At 78.1% G+C, this 14,170-nt stretch carries 11 protein-coding genes and 1 pseudogene; 3 read left to right on the top strand and 9 right to left on the bottom strand.

Translation table 11 applies throughout. The features are described from left to right. Positions 1-54: 54 nt before the first annotated feature. Both FMM08_RS20430 and dacB read right to left on the bottom strand, forming a co-directional pair. Complete coding sequence (locus FMM08_RS20430) at positions 55-1,182, bottom strand: zinc-dependent metalloprotease (protein ID WP_222711010.1); 1,128 nt, start codon at positions 1,180-1,182, stop codon at positions 55-57. A gap of 60 nt (positions 1,183-1,242) precedes the next feature. Next, positions 1,243-2,814 carry a D-alanyl-D-alanine carboxypeptidase/D-alanyl-D-alanine endopeptidase gene (gene dacB / locus FMM08_RS20425; RefSeq protein ID WP_147928187.1) on the bottom strand — a complete coding sequence of 524 codons (1,572 nt, stop codon included), beginning with the start codon at positions 2,812-2,814 and terminating at the stop codon, positions 1,243-1,245. A 122-nt stretch (positions 2,815-2,936) separates the two neighbouring features. Between dacB and FMM08_RS20420 the strand changes: the two are divergent. Next, positions 2,937-3,425, top strand: a pseudogene (locus FMM08_RS20420) (inorganic diphosphatase); the annotation flags it as partial. Between the two features lie 139 nt (positions 3,426-3,564). Here FMM08_RS20420 and FMM08_RS20415 read toward each other — a convergent pair. Together FMM08_RS20415 and FMM08_RS20410 are read right to left on the bottom strand one after the other, a co-directional pair. Beyond that, the gene (locus tag FMM08_RS20415) at positions 3,565-4,995 is read right to left on the bottom strand and encodes a C40 family peptidase (protein WP_147928185.1); all 1,431 of its coding nucleotides are present in this window, start codon (positions 4,993-4,995) and stop codon (positions 3,565-3,567) included. Between the two features lie 128 nt (positions 4,996-5,123). Next, on the bottom strand, positions 5,124-5,600 hold the full coding sequence (locus FMM08_RS20410; RefSeq protein ID WP_147928184.1) for a MarR family winged helix-turn-helix transcriptional regulator: 477 nt from the start codon (positions 5,598-5,600) through the stop codon (positions 5,124-5,126). Positions 5,601-5,677: 77 nt separating this feature from the next. On the opposite strand from FMM08_RS20410, the gene FMM08_RS20405 reads away from it, so the two are divergent. Next, on the top strand, positions 5,678-6,631 hold the full coding sequence (locus FMM08_RS20405; protein ID WP_147928183.1) for a siderophore-interacting protein: 954 nt from the start codon (positions 5,678-5,680) through the stop codon (positions 6,629-6,631). A gap of 38 nt (positions 6,632-6,669) precedes the next feature. Here the strand turns inward: FMM08_RS20405 and FMM08_RS20400 are convergent, their stop codons facing one another. Both FMM08_RS20400 and FMM08_RS20395 read right to left on the bottom strand, forming a co-directional pair. Beyond that, complete coding sequence (locus tag FMM08_RS20400; protein WP_147928182.1) at positions 6,670-7,332, bottom strand: histidine phosphatase family protein; 663 nt, start codon at positions 7,330-7,332, stop codon at positions 6,670-6,672. Continuing rightward, positions 7,329-7,748 carry a winged helix-turn-helix transcriptional regulator gene (locus FMM08_RS20395; protein ID WP_147928181.1) on the bottom strand — a complete coding sequence of 140 codons (420 nt, stop codon included), beginning with the start codon at positions 7,746-7,748 and terminating at the stop codon, positions 7,329-7,331. The genes FMM08_RS20400 and FMM08_RS20395 overlap by 4 nt, the downstream gene beginning before the upstream one ends. Positions 7,749-7,847: 99 nt before the next feature. Here FMM08_RS20395 and FMM08_RS20390 point away from each other — a divergent pair, with 99 nt between their 5' ends. Continuing rightward, positions 7,848-8,705, top strand: a complete 858-nt coding sequence (locus FMM08_RS20390; RefSeq protein ID WP_147928180.1) for an SDR family oxidoreductase — start codon at positions 7,848-7,850, stop codon at positions 8,703-8,705. Between the two features lie 22 nt (positions 8,706-8,727). Here FMM08_RS20390 and FMM08_RS20385 read toward each other — a convergent pair whose 3' ends face one another. The 3 genes from FMM08_RS20385 to FMM08_RS20375 form a co-directional block, all read right to left on the bottom strand. Continuing rightward, positions 8,728-9,381, bottom strand: coding sequence for a response regulator transcription factor (locus FMM08_RS20385; protein ID WP_147928179.1), 654 nt, complete (start codon positions 9,379-9,381; stop codon positions 8,728-8,730). 148 nt (positions 9,382-9,529) lie between these two features. Beyond that, on the bottom strand, positions 9,530-10,900 hold the full coding sequence (locus FMM08_RS20380; protein WP_147928178.1) for a sensor histidine kinase: 1,371 nt from the start codon (positions 10,898-10,900) through the stop codon (positions 9,530-9,532). A gap of 149 nt (positions 10,901-11,049) precedes the next feature. Beyond that, positions 11,050-14,031, bottom strand: a complete 2,982-nt coding sequence (locus FMM08_RS20375) for an AfsR/SARP family transcriptional regulator (RefSeq protein ID WP_147928177.1) — start codon at positions 14,029-14,031, stop codon at positions 11,050-11,052. Positions 14,032-14,170: the final 139 nt, after the last annotated feature.

The following is a 14,170-nucleotide window of genomic DNA, read 5'->3' as shown; positions in this document are numbered from 1 at the left end:
GGCCCCGTCACCACCGACACCGGCACCGACCGCCCAGCCGTCGTGGGAGGCGCGTCAGCCGTGGACGCGGCGGACCCAGGCGGCCGGGTCGGCCACCTCCTCGGGCAGCGGCAGCGCCGCCGGTGAGCTCCAGACGGCGTTGAAGCCGCCCGTGCCGACCTCGCCCACCACGCCCCGCACGAAGCGGGCGCCGTCGGCGTACTGGCGCAGCTTGGCCTCCAGCCCGAGCCCGTGCCGCAGGACGGCGTCGAGCAGGCCGCGGCTCGACCCGCGGCGGGCGCTGAACCGGCGGCGGATGGTGGCCACGGTGGGCACCACGGACGGGCCGACGTCGTCCATGACGACGTCGGCGTGGCCCTCCAGCAGCGCCATCACGGCCGTGACCTCGGCCAGCGCCCGGCGCTGGTCGGCGGTGGTGGCCAGGTCGAGCACGCCGAGCCCCGATCCCCCGGGACCGCTCGAGCCGCTGGCCGGCGTCCCGGAGCCGCGCACGCCCTCCACCGCGCCGCGCAGCCCGCGCAGGGTCTGCGCGACCCGGTCCGCTCCGGCGCCCGGTCCGCGCAGCACGTCACCGGAGAGGGCTCGGGCGCGCTCGCGCAGGTGGTCGGCCAGCCACGGCGCGGCGGCGAACTGCACCCGGTGGGTCTCCTCGTGCAGGCACACCCAGCGGGCGAAGTCGCGCAGGTCCAGGCCCAGCTCGCGCTGCACGGCGAGCACGTTGGGCGCCACGACGAGCAGGTCGCCGGTGCCGGGACCCTCGCCGAGGGCGTCGTACTGGCCGAGCACGCGCGAGCTGAGCAGCGCCAGCAGCGACCCCAGCTGCACGCCGGTGACGCGGCGCGCCACGCCCAGCCCTCGCAGCGAGGAGCGGGCGGAGCGCGCGCGGCGCTCGTCGAGGGCCTCGTCGACGACGGGCGAGAGCAGGCTGGCGAAGGAGGCGACGTTGGCGCGCGCCCAGGCGCCCCGCTCCACGACGCGGGCCGGCGGCCCCGCGGGGACGAGCAGCTGGCTGACGCGCGCCACGTGCGGCGGGCTCTCGGCCGCGGCCTCGCGGACGACGTCCACCACGCGGCGGGCCTCTGCGGCGCTCACCCGGGGGCCCGGTCGGGCGAGGCGGGTGGCGGTGCGCGCGGCGAGGTCCCAGTCGACCAGGCGGTCGTCGTGCTGCTCGGGGCCCGCCACCCCCACACCGTAGGCGCTCGGGCTGGGAGCGCACCGGCGCGCCCGCCGGGCGCGGGACGGTCAGCCGGTGCGGCAGCCGCAGCCCGCCAGCGCGGCCGCCACGGCGTCCAGCGACTGGCGGGCCGGCACGGTGGGGCCGGTGCCGTCCGCGAGGACCGCGAAGGCCAGGAGCCGGCCGTCGGCGTCGACCACCGTCCCGACGAGGCTGCTCACACCGGTCAGGGAGCCGGTCTTGGCGCGCACCAGGCCGGCGGCGCCCGCGGAGCCGCCGGCGAAGCGCTCCGCCAGCGTGCCGCTGAGCCCCCCGACGGGCATCGCCTCGAGCAGCGGCGCGGCCTGCGGCTGGCGGGCTGCGGTGCTCAGCACCGAGGTGAACACCGCCGCGGGCACCTGCGAGCCGGCGCCCAGCCCGCTGCCGTCCACGAGCACCGCGCCGGTGGTGTCCACCCCGGCGGCGCTCGCCTCCTCCAGGACGGCCTGCGCGGAGGCCGCGAAGCCCGGCGGCCGGCCGGCGGCCGCTCCCACGAGGCGCGCCAGCGCCTCCGCCACGGTGTTGTCGCTCTCCGCGAGCGCGTCGGCCACGACGTCCACCAGGGGCGCCGACCGGACCTCGCCGAGCACCGCGCTCCCGGCGGGCGCCGGCCCGCCGCGGACGACGGCGGCCGGGTCCACCTGCACGCCGCGCTGCGCGAGCAGGGAGGCCAGCGTCCGCGCGACGTCGAGGCCGGGGTCGAGGGAGCGGGGGGCGTAGTTGGCCGGGGTCGCCCGGCCGGCGTCGAGGGCCACCGACGTCAGCGGCGCGACGTAGCCCGCGGCGATGTCACCGCTGCCCCAGCCCGCCTCGACCTGGGGCGACCCACCGGTGAGGGAGTCGTCGAGGACGACGGTGGCGCTCGTGGTGCCGCGGGCCCGCAGGGACGCGGCGACGGCGTCGGCCAGGTCGGCCAGGCCGGCCCGCCCCACCGTGGCGCCGGGGTCTGACCGGCCCGCGGTGAGCAGCTGGTCACCTCCCCCGACGAGCACCAGCTGGCCGGGAGCTGCGCCCGCGACCACGCGGGTGGGCAGCGTGGCGTCGGGGCCGAGCGCGTGCAGGACGGCCGTGGCCGTCAGCAGCTTGGCCACGGAGGCCGGCTCCTGCGGCTGGGAGGCCCCGGAGTCGAGCAGCACCTGCCCGGTGGTGGCGTCGACGACGCTGGCCGTGGCGCTGCCGCGCAGGGCCGGGGCGGCCAGCAGGGGGCCGAGGGCGGCGGCCAGGGCGGTGGGGTCGGGCCGGGGCGCGGACGGGTCGAGCCCGGCGAGGGCCTCCGGCGGGGCGGGGCGGGCCGCGGCGCCCGGGGGGACCGCAGGCGCGGGCGCTGTCGGCACGGGAGCGAGCGTCAGCACTCCGGGGGCCGCACCGGCGGCGTCGGCCACCGCGTACCCCCCGAGCAGCAGTGCGAGGGCCGCTGCGGTCGCGCCGACGCGCAGCCCCCGGCGGCGGGCGGACCGCTGCACCGGCGGGGAGGGGGGACCGGCCGGGGCCGGCGGCGCGGGCTCCGCGGGCGGCGGGGCGGGGTCCGCCGGGGCGGGCTCGCGGGGCGCGTCGTCGTCCTGAGCCACCGGCTCGGGGGTGCGCTCGGGTGGACCTGCCACGGGCTCCTCGTCTCGCCTGTCCTGCGTGCGGGACACTACGGCCCAGCGGGCCGCGCGGAGCGGCCGATCCGCCCGCGGCAGCCGCCGTGTCGGGGGGGCGCAGGACAGACCTGGAGGTCGCCGTGGAGTTCGACGTCACGATCGAGATCCCGCGAGGGTCGCGGAACAAGTACGAGGTCGACCACACGACGGGTCGCATCAAGCTCGACCGGATGCTCTTCACGGCCACGCGGTACCCGGCCGACTACGGGTTCATCGAGGGCACCCTCGGCGAGGACGGCGACCCGCTCGACGCGCTGGTGCTGCTGGAGGAGCCGACGTTCCCGGGCTGCGTGGTGCGCTGCCGCGCCATCGGCATGTTCCACATGCGCGACGAGGCCGGCGGCGACGACAAGGTGATGTGCATCCCCGCGGGCGACCCGCGCATGGACCACCTGCAGGACCTGCAGGACATCGGCGAGTTCCACCGCCTGGAGATCCAGCACTTCTTCGAGACCTACAAGGACCTCGAGCCCGGCAAGTCCGTCGAGGGCGCCCACTGGGTGGGCCGCGCCGAGGCCGAGGCCGAGATCCAGAACTCCGTGGAGCGCCTGGCCGAGCACGACGGCCACCTGACGTCGGGCTCCGACGCGGGCCAGCGGCCCGACGTGCGCGCCCAGGTCGGGCACGGCCCGGCCGCGGACGCCCCCCAGCAGGGCTGAGCACCGCCCCTCCGCACGGCGGCGGCGGCGCCGTCGGCGTGCGGAGGGCTCAGACCCTCCCGGCCCAGGTCATCGAGTTGGCGTAGCGCACCGACGTCTCCCGCACGTCGAGCCCCGTACGGGGCGCCTCCACCATCTCGCCGCCGCCGGCGTAGATCGCCACGTGGTAGACGGTCGACGGGTCATCGGGGTCGGTGCCGTAGAAGATGAGGTCGCCCGGGCGCATGTCGTCGTAGGAGATCTTCTTGACGGCGCGGTACTGCTGCGACGAGGTGCGCGGCAGCGAGGCGCCGGCGCCGCGGTAGGCCACCGACGTCAGCCCGGAGCAGTCCCAGCTGTCGGGGCCGGTGGCGCCCCACTCGTAGGGGTCGCCGATCTGCGTGCGGGCCCAGGCCAGCGCCGCGGCCGCCTGGGAGGAGCTCGCCGAGGAGCTCCCCGACGGCACGGACGCCGCTCCCCCGCTCGAGGAGCCGCGGGAGGAGCCGCCGGATCCGCCCGAGCCGCTGGACGAGGTCGAGCCGCTGGACGAGGTCGAGCCGCCCGAGCCGCCCGAGCCCGAGCCGCTCGAGGCGGCGGAGGCCTGCCGGCGGGCGCGGTCGGCCCGGGCCGCGGCGTCAGCGGCGGCGGCGGCCTGGGCCGCCAGCCCGGCCTGGCGCTGGGCGGCGAGCGCGGTGCTGATGCCCTGCAGCTGCGCCAGCTGGGCCACCAGATCGGCGCTGCGCTGCTGGGTGGTGGCCACCATGGCGGTCGCGGCGTCGGCGGCGCTGCTCGCGGCGTCGCGGGCGCTCTGGGCGGCCGCCGCTGCCTGCTGCTGCTGCGCGAGCGCCTCGGCCGACTGCTGCTGGAGCAGACCGGCGACGGACTCGGCGGCGCGCAGCTGCTCGTAGGCGCGGTCGGTGCTCTGGGAGACGACGTCGAGCAGGGCCGCCCGGTCGAGGAGGTCCTGGGGGCCGTCAGCGGACATGAAGGCCGAGACCCGGTCCAGGCCTCCACCGCTGCGGTAGGTGCCGGCCGCGAGGCGCCCGACGGCGGCGCGGGCCTGCTCGGCGCGCTGCTGGGCGTCGAGAGCGGCCACGGCGGCGCTCTGCGCGGCGGTGGTGCGGGTGGCCAGCTCCGTCGCGGCGGCGTCGTAGGCCTCGGCGGCCACCGCGGCCTGCACCTGCGCGGTGTCGAGGGCCGCCTGGGCGGCGGCGAGCTCGGCCTGGACGGCGGCGACCTGGCCCGCCTTGTCGCCGGCGGCGGCGCGGGCGGCGTCGACCTCGGACTGGCTGGGGGTGCGCGGTGAGGCCGCGGCGGTGTCGACGCCACCTGCTGCGGGCTGCAGCCCGAGGGCGAGACCCACGACGAGCAGGGCTCCCGCGGCGCGGGCCGCCCTCGTCCGTCCGCGGCGGGGGGCTCCGAGGGCGCTGGGCGGAGCGCTGGGAGCGGCACCGGTGCCCTCCAGGGGCAGGCGTCCGCGGTCCGAGCTGCATCCGTGCACGCTGGAGCATCGGCGCCCGGCGGAGCGGTCTTGAGGCGCGACGCGCGCCTCCAGCCCGTTCGGAGGAGCTGCTCAGGTGGCCCGCAGGCAGCCGCCCGAGGTCTGCGGCGGCTGCTCGCGGACGTCCGTCAGCGGTCGGCCGCGTCTTCCGGGGCGTCGTCGGAGCCGGCCGGCGAGGGCAGGGCGTTGAAGCGGCCCAGCAGTCCCGCGAGCAGCTCGACGTCGTCGTCCGTCCACGACGACAGCCGCTCGAGGAAGTGGGCGCGGCGCACCTCCTGGACGCGCTCCACCTGCTCGCGCCCGGACGGCGTGAGCCGGACCACCTGGGCGCGCGCGTCCTCGGCGTCACGCGAGCGCTCGATGAGGCCGAGGCGCTCCAGGGTGGCCAGCTGCCGCGAGACGGTGGGCTTGCCGATGCCGAGGTAGCTGGCCAGGTCGGTGGCGCGCGCACCGTCCGAGCTGAGCACCCTCAGCAGCAGTCCGTAGGCACCGGGTTCCAGCTCGGGGTGGAGGTCGCGCGCCAGCTGTCCCGAGATCCCGCGGGCTCGGCGCAGCAGCACGGCGAGCTCGCGCTCGAGGTGCTCAGCAGCTCCAGGGCTCACCATGCCTCCGATCATGTCAGCAGACCTGGTGGAGGGCGGGGTCTGGCCCCCGACCGGGCGGTGAGGTTAGCCTGCCCTTCATGGAAGCCCCCGCCTACCGGACCTTCGCGGTGGAGGTCAGCCGCGTGCAGCGGCTCTGCCCCAGCTTCGTGCGCATCACCTTCGCGGGAGACGACCTGGTCGGCTTCGGCGCCTGCGGCGCCGACCAGCGCATCAAGGTGGTGCTGCCCGCCCCGGGGAGCACGGCGTCGCAGCTGGTCCGGACCTGCCGCGGCTGGGGCGACGAGTGGTACCCGCAGTGGCTGGCGGCGCCCGAGGCGTCGCGTCCGCTGCTGCGCACGTACACGGTGCGCGCCGCGCGCCCGTCGCGCGGCGAGGTCGACGTCGACTTCGTGCTCCACGGCACCGGCGGCACGTCCTCGGCCGCGCACGCAGCGGGGTGCAGCGGACCGGCCTCGCGCTGGGCGGCCTCCGCCCGCGTCGGGGACCAGCTGGTGGTGGTCGGCCCCGACCGCCCCGGAGAGGGGCGCGCCTGGGGCCGCGAGTGGGCGCCCCCGCCGGGCGGGCGGCTCCTGCTGGTCGGTGACGAGACGGCGGTGCCGGCCGTGTGCGCGGTCCTGGAGGCCCTGGAGCCCGAGGCGGCGCTGCGGACGGTGGCGCTGCTGGAGGTGCCCTGCCCCGAGGACGCGCTGCAGCCCGTCGCCTCCGGCGGGGCGCAGGTGCGGTGGCTCCCGCGGCGCGGCCCGCTCGGCGAGGCGCCGCACGGCTCCCTCCTGGTGCCGGCGGTCTCCTCGCTCCTGGCGGGGCAGCGCCCCGTCGCCCTGGACGGCCAGGACGCCTCCGACGACGACGTCGACCTGGACCTGCTGTGGGACGTCCCCGAGGCGGTGAGCAGCGGCGACCTCTACGCCTGGGTGGCCGGCGAGGCCGGCGTGGTGCGCGACGTCCGGCGGCTGGTCAAGGCGGCCGGGCTGCCGAAGGCGTCGCTGGCGGCCATGGGCTACTGGCGCGCGGGGCGCACCGAGGCCGCCTGAGGCCTCCCCCTGCCCGTCGTCCCGGGCGGGTCAGCGGGTCACCACATGACGGGCTCGGCCGACGGGCCGGACTCCTCCACGGGAGCGGTGGGGGCGCCGAAGGGCTCGCCCGCGTAGCCCACGGTGCGCCAGCCCCGCCGGGGGTCTCCCTCGACCACGACGACGCCGGTGTTGAGCAGCGGGTTCTGGGCGGCGAAGGCAGCACCCACGCCGGCGCGCGCGGCCACCCACGCGCGGATGGCCCCGCCGTGGCTGACCACGACGGCAGCTCCGTCCGCCCCCACGGACGCCGCCGCCGCGCCGATCCCGGCGTCCAGGCGCGCCAGCACCTCGTGGCCGGTGGGCCCGCCGGGCACGTGAGCGGCCGGGTCGCCGTCGGCCCAGGCGAACGCCACGCGCAGGTACTCCCGCACCGAGGGCTCGTCCGTGCGGCCCTCGAGGTCTCCGGCGTCGAGCTCGCGCAGGCCGTCGTGGACCTGCACGGCGAGGCCGCGGTCGTGGGCGAGCGGCGTGGCGGTGAGCTGGGCGCGGGCGGCGCTGGAGGCCCACAGCGCGTCGACGCGCTCGGGGCGCAGGGTGTCCACGAGCGCGCGGGCCTGCTCCTCGCCGAGCGGGGTGAGCCCCGGCCCGGGCACCTTGGTGTCGAGCTTGTGCAGCAGGTTGGACGGGGTCTGGCCGTGGCGGACGAGGATCAGCCTCACGCCCCGACCCTCCCACGGACCTCGTGGGCCTCGCGCGCGGCCAGCACCTCGGGCACGGACTCCTCGAGCACCTCGACGAGGGCGCGCAGCCGCCCGGCGACGCGCTGCCCCAGGGGCGTCAGCGTGTACTCGACGTGCGGGGGGATGCTCGTGACGACCTCGCGGACCACGAGCCCGTCGCGCTCCAGGGCCTGCAGGGTCTGGGACAGCATCTTCTCGCTGACGCCGTCCACGCGACGCCGCAGCGCGCCGAAGCGCGCGGTGCCGTCGGCCAGGGCCAGCACGGCGAGGGTGCCCCACCGACCGGTGACGTCGGCGAGCAGCGAGCGCGACGGGCAGGCGCGGGCGAACACGTCGACGACGAGCTGCTGGTCGTCTCGCTGCTCGCCGCACTGGTCGCCGGGGGTGCTGCTCACCCGTCGATGCTACCGCGCAGTGGATCCGCTTGCGCTAACTTATGGTTAGTGCTGCATGATGGGTGGCACCTGTCACGTCCGCACCACCCAGGAGGACCCGTGCCCACGTACGCCACCACCGGAGCCACCGGCCAGTTCGGCCGTCTCGCCGTCGCCGAGCTGCTGCGTCGCGGCACGGCGCCGACCGACGTCGTCGCCCTGGTCCGCGACCCCGCCAAGGCCGCTGACCTCGCCGCGAGCGGCGTCGACGTCCGCGAGGCCGACTACGACCGTCCCGAGACCCTCGAGCCGGCGCTGGAGGGCGTCGACGCCCTCCTCTTCGTCTCCGGCAGCGCCGTGGGGCAGCGCGAGCGCCAGCACGCCGCCGTCGTCGAGGCGGCGAAGGCCTCCGGGGTGGGTCGGCTCGTCTACACCTCGGTGCTGCGCGCCGACAGCACCGACCTGCCCGTCGCCCCCGAGCACGTCGCCACCGAGCGCCTGCTCGCCGCGTCCGGCATCCCCACCACCCTGCTGCGCAACGGCTGGTACACCGAGAACTACGTCGGGCTGCTGGGCCAGGCGGAGGCCACCGGGTCGATCGCCAGCGCCACCCGCGGCGCCGCCGTGAGCCCCGCCACGCGCGCCGACCTCGCCGCCGCAGCGGTCACGGCCCTGCTGGACGAGAGCACCGCCGGGCGCACCTTCGAGCTGGGCGGCCCGTCCTTCACGATGGACGAGCTCGCCGCCGCCTTCTCGCGCGCTCTGGGCCGCGAGGTGGCGCACCACGAGGTCTCCCCCGAGGAGCTGGCTGCCGGCCTTCGGGCCGCGGGTCTGGACGAGGGGACGGCCGGCTTCCTCGTGGCCGTCGACGTCGCCACCGCCGACGGAGCCCTCGAGGTCGCCGCCGCCGACCTCGAGGAGCTGCTGGGCCGCCCGGCCACCTCGCTGGACGACGCCCTGCGAGCCGCCCGCGCCTGACGGTGCCGCATCCCGCCGGGTGTCAGGTGCCCGTGGCCCGCAGGTAGGTCACGGCCGCCAGCACCCGGCGGTGGTCAGCGGTCGAGGGCGGCAGCCCGAGCTTGGTGAAGATGCTCGCCACGTGCTTCTCCACGGCCCCCTCGGACACGACGAGCGCGTCGCGGATGGCGGCGTTGGACCGCCCCTCGGCCACCAGCGCCAGCACCTCCCGCTCGCGCGGCGTGAGCGCGGCGAGGGGGTCGTCGCGGCGGCGCCGGGCCAGCAGCTGCGCCACCACTTCTGGGTCGAGGGACGTGCCACCAGCGGCGACCGCGTCCAGCGCACCGGTGAGCGCGTCCAGGTCGGCCACCCTGTCCTTGAGCAGGTAGGCCACCCCGCCGCGCCCGTCACCGAGGAGGTCGGCGGCGTAGGAGGCCTCCACGTACTGGGACAGCACCACCACGGCCAGCCCGGGCCGGCGGCGCCGGGCCTCGACGGCGGCGCGCAGACCGTCGTCGGTGTGCCCGGGCGGCATCCGGACGTCGACGACCGCGACGTCGGGCGCCTGGGCCTCGACGGCCTCGAGCAGGGACGGGGCGTCGCCCACGGCGGCCACCACCTCGTGACCGGCCTCCGCGAGCAGGCGCACCAGCCCCTCGCGCAGCAGCACCGAGTCCTCCGCGACGACCACCCTCACGCCGCCGATGCTCCCAGACCCCCGGACGCACCCCCGTGATCATGGGCGCTGCTCACAGGAACGACCGTGATCACGGACGCCGTTGGTGGCGACGCCCATGATCACGGCCGTTCCTGTCGGTGTCTCCCATGATCAGGGAGGGGATGGGTCAGGGCAGCGGAAGGCGGGCCTCCACCACGGTCGGGCCGCCGGCGGGGCTGGCCACGGACAGCGCGCCGTCCACCGCCTGCGCGCGGGCCGCCAGACCGCGCAGGCCGGTGCCGGTGGTGCTGGCCGGGTCGGCGCCACCGACGCCGTCGTCCTCCACCCTGACCACCAGCCAGCGGCCCTCCGGGGCGGCGCTGACGGCCAGGTCGACCACGGCGGCGCGGGCGCCGCTGTGCTTGGCCGCGTTGGTCAGCGCCTCGGCCACCACGAAGTAGGCGGCGCGCTCCACCCCGCTGGGCACCCGCCCCAGCGCGGTGGTCCGTACGGTGGTGGGGACGGCGCTGCGCGAGGCGAGCGACTCGACCGCCGCCACGAGGCCGCGGTCGGCCAGCACCGGCGGGGCGATGCCGCGGGAGAGGGCCCGCAGCTCGGCCAGGGCCTCCTGCGCCTGCTGGCGCGCCTCGCCGAGCGCGGTCGCAGCGGCCTCGGCGTCACCGGCGGCCAGGCGGCGCTGGGTGGCGGCGAGGTCCATCTCCATGCGCACCAGCCGCTGCTGGGGGCCGTCGTGCAGGTCGCGCTCCAGGGACCGCAGGGCGGCGGCCTCGGCGTCGGAGGCGGCGGCGCGGCTGGCCGTGAGCACCTCGACGCGCTGGGCCAGGGCCCGCACCGAGGAGTTGCCGATGGTGCCGCGAGCGAAGGCCGCGTGGGCGAAGGCCAGGCCGCGGGCCACCGGCACGAGCGTCACGAGCAGGGCGGCACCGACGAGCACCTGCCAGACCACGGGCAGGGAGTCGATCCCGGCGACCGAGACGGTGCCCGGAGCGGCCGCGGCCTGGGCGCGGTCGCCCCAGGCCCACCAGCTGACGCCCGCCAGGCCCGTGGCCAGCCACGCGACGGTGATCGACCAGGTGACGGTGGCCAGGGCGATGGCGATGGAGCCGTGGAGCAGGTCGAGCCAGAGCTGGCCGTCGCGCAGCCAGTCCCACCAGCGCCACCAGGGACCGGTGCGGGTGGGGGCGGGCGGGGTGAGCGGCGAGCCGGCCCGCGCGGGGGCGGGGATCCGCTCCCCCGTCCACGCCAGCCGGAACCTCTCGACGTGCGCGAAGCCGCGGGCGCACGCCAGCACGGCCAGCAGCGCCACGAGCGCCAGCGGGATCAGCACCACGCTGCCCGCCAGGCTGGTCACGAGACTGGCCAGGGACCACAGCACCACCGTCGAGACGAGCGCGACGGGCATGCCGGTGAGCAGGTAGAGGAGGTCTCCGGGGGTCCGGCGGAGCCACCCGAGGACCACGGACGAGGCGGGGCGGGGAGCGGCGGGCGAGGCGGCGGGGGCCGTCGTCGCCAGCGGCGCCGTGGTGGTGTTCGTCATGGGGAAGAGCCTGGTCGCGGCCCGGTTCCGCGACCATGGTGCGACCCGGCGTCTGGTGGGTGGGGCCAGCCCCACCCCCGGGGCTGGGGCTGGCCCTCCGGCGGGCCGGAGGGGCGGCGGCTCGTCGGCGGCGCCCGGCGGCGGGGCCGTCAGGACCGCCCCGCCGGAGCCGCGACGACGGCCTGCTCACCCGGCGCGTCCCCACCGGGCCCGTCCCCACCGGGCCCGTTCCCGCCGGGCCCGTTCCCGCCGAGCGCCTCCACAGCGAGCACCTCCTCGCCGAGCCGGCGCACCAGGTCCATCGCCTGCGCCGCGGTGAGGTCCCGGCCGCTGGCCGCGGCCGCCGCGTACGCGTCGGGGGCGACGTCGGCGGCCAGCTCGACGGCGTAGCGGTCCAGGTCGGCGTCCATGGCGGCGGGCGAGTAGCCGATGCGCCCCGCCTGCCAGGCCACGGCGCCCGCCAGCCGCGCGGCCTCCTCGGGCCGTCCGTCGCGGTGCAGCAGGTGGCTCGCGGTGGACAGCCCCACCAACCACGACGTCGTCTCGCCCACCGCCCAGCCGCGCTCGAGGCTGTCGAGGAGCGCGCTCCAGGCGGCCCCGAGGCGTCCCCGGGAGGCCTCGACCTTGGACTGCGTCCAGCGCGAGCTCAGGCCCACCCACGAGTAGCCGCACGCGTCGGCCTCGGCGACGGCCGCCTCGAGGCGCTCGACCGCCGCGTCGAGGTCGCCGTCCTGGCGCTCCACCTCGCCGAGGACCATGAGCGACTCCGCGCGCGTCGCCGCGTGGCCGAGCGCCTCGCTGATGGCCAGGGCCGCCTGGCCGTGGCCGCGGGCCGCCTCCACCTGCCCGCCACCGGCCTCGAAGTAGGCGACCAGCGCCAGCGACTGCGCCTGCACCAGCGGGTCGTCGCAGCGCGCCGCGTGCTCGCCCACCTGCACCAGCGCGCAGCCGACCCCCGCCAGGTCACCGGCGAGGTAGCTCAGCAGCGCCGCGCCGCTCCACGCGCGGGCGCGGGTGGCGGCGTCGGGCTCGCCGTGCGGGTCCGGCGCGACCGCCGCCAGCGCGGGCAGCAGGTGCCCCAGTCCTTCGGCCACCAGGCCCTCGCGGTACCAGAACCAGAAGAACCCGCTGGCGATCCTCAGGACGACGGCGGGGTCGCCGTCCGACAGCGCGGCGCGGATGTTGCCGGCCTCGTCGTGGAGGCGGTCGGTCTCGAGCGCCGCGAGGCGACCGCGCATGGAGGGGTCGGCGTGGGCGGCGAGCTCGGCCACCCACTCCACCCGCCGCCCGGCCAGCACCTCGCGGCGGGCCGGGTCGAGCCGCTCCGCGGCGTGCTGGCGCAGCGGCTCGAGCAGGTGGAACCGGCGCTGGGCACCGGGGCGGGAGGCCACCACCAGGCTGCGCCCCACGAGGTCCGCCACCACGGGGACGACGTCGGGGCGGTCGAGCACGCGGCGCGCGGCGTCGAGGGTGAAGCCCCCGGAGAACACCGACAGGTCGCAGAAGACCTCCCGCTCGGCCGGGGTGAGCCGGTCGTAGGACCAGGCGACGGCCGCCTGCATGGTGCCGTGCCGGGAGGTGGTGCGGCGACCGCCCCGCAGCAGCGTGCCCAGGCTGGAGCCGTCGTCGGCGAGGGCGGCCACGTCGGCCAGGGTGAGCACGCGGATCTGCGCCGCGGCCAGCTCCACCGCCAGCGGCAGGCCGTCGAGCGCCGCGCACACCTCGGCGACGCGCTCGAGGTCCTCGCGGGTCGGCTCCCAGGCCGGGGAGGCGGCGCGGGCCCGGTCCACGAAGAGCGCGACGGCCTCGCCGTCGGGACCACCGGAGAGCACGGGCACCTCGTGGGTGCGCTCGCCGGCCACCAGGAGCGGCTCGCGGCTGGTGGCCAGCACGCGCACCCCCGGGCAGGAGGCGAGGAGGACCTCGACGAAGGCCGCGGCCCCGTCCACGACGTGCTCGCAGTTGTCCAGGACGAGCAGCAGCTCGCGGTGGTGCAGCACGGCGGCGAGGGCCGCCGAGGCGCTCGCGCCGCCCGGGGGCACCAGCCCCAGCGCGGTGGCGACCACCTCGGGCACCAGGCGCGCGTCCGCGAGGGAGGCCAGCTCCACGAGCCACGGCCCGTCGGCGTCCTCGCGGCGGCGCGCCACCTCCAGCGACAGCCGCGTCTTCCCGGCGCCCCCGGTGCCCGTGAGGGTGACCAGGCGGTGCTCCCGGAGCAGCGCGGCGACCTCGGCGACCTCGCGCTCGCGCCCGACCAGGGCGGAGGCGGGGGCGGGCAGGTTGGACGTCGCGGCGATGGGCCGTCGTCCGCCCGAGCCGTCGCCGCGGGGCGCGGGCGCCGCCTCGCGGCGCTGCAGGGCGGGGTCGGAGGCCTCCACGGCCGCCCGCAGCGCGGTCGCCGACGGTCCCGGGTCGGCACCGAGCTCGTCGGCCAGGCGCTCGGCCAGCTGGTCCAGCGCGGCCAGCGCCTCGGTGCGCCGGCCCTGGCGGTGCAGGGCCAGCGCCAGCAGCTCCCAGCCGCGCTCGCGCAGGGGCTCGGCGGCCACCAGCGCGGACGCGCCCGCGGAGGCAGCGGCGTCGTCACCGCGCTCCAGCTCCGCCGCGACGCGGTCCTCGCGGGCGGCGGCCAGCAGGTGCTCCAGCCGCCGCACCTCCGGTGCAGCCCAGCCGCGCTGCGCGACCTCCGCGAGCGCCGGGCCGCGCCACAGCGCCAGGGCCTGCTCCAGGGCCTCGGCCGCCGCGGTGGGGTCGATGGTGAGCAGCGTGCGGCCGCGGGCGGCGAGGCGCTCGAAGTCAGCGGCGTCGGAGCTCGTGGCGACGAGGGCGTAGCCGGGGCCGCGGCGCACGAGCGCGGTGGCGTCGCGCGCCGAGCGGCCGGGCTCCAGCGCGCGGCGCAGGCGCGCGACGTGGGCCTGGAGGGTGGTGGCCGCAGAGGCGGGCTGGTCCTCGCCCCACAGGTCCTCCTGCAGGGCGGTGTCGGTGACCATGGCGCCGTCGGCGAGGGCCAGCCGGTGGACCAGCGCCCGGGGCACCGGGCCGCCGAGCGCGGCCTCCTGGCCGTCGACGAGGACCCTCAGCGGGCCCAGCACCTCCACGCGCACGCCGGTGCCCCGGCCGTCCTGGTCCCCCACCCGTCAGCTCCCCCGTCCACCGGCACACCGCCGTCCCGCGGCCCTGCCCTGGACCCCCGTCTGCGGGCAGGGGTAGCACGCCGTGGGGGTGGGGCACCACCCCCTTCGCCCATGACTGGACCCAGCGTGACCGCTCGAG

The organism is Quadrisphaera setariae (genome assembly GCF_008041935.1).
GTDB classification, from domain to species: Bacteria; Actinomycetota; Actinomycetes; order Actinomycetales; family Quadrisphaeraceae; genus Quadrisphaera; species Quadrisphaera setariae.
This window is presented reverse-complemented; position numbering and strand designations above follow the sequence as displayed.

Excerpts from the sequence above, each read along its gene's own strand:
- FMM08_RS20405 (WP_147928183.1), top strand. The coding sequence starts at position 5,678 with ATGGAAGCCCCCGCCTACCGGACCTTCGCGGTGGAGGTCAGCCGCGTG.
- FMM08_RS20410 (WP_147928184.1), bottom strand. The coding sequence starts at position 5,600 with ATGGTGAGCCCTGGAGCTGCTGAGCACCTCGAGCGCGAGCTCGCCGTG.
- FMM08_RS20380 (WP_147928178.1), bottom strand. The coding sequence starts at position 10,900 with ATGACGAACACCACCACGGCGCCGCTGGCGACGACGGCCCCCGCCGCC.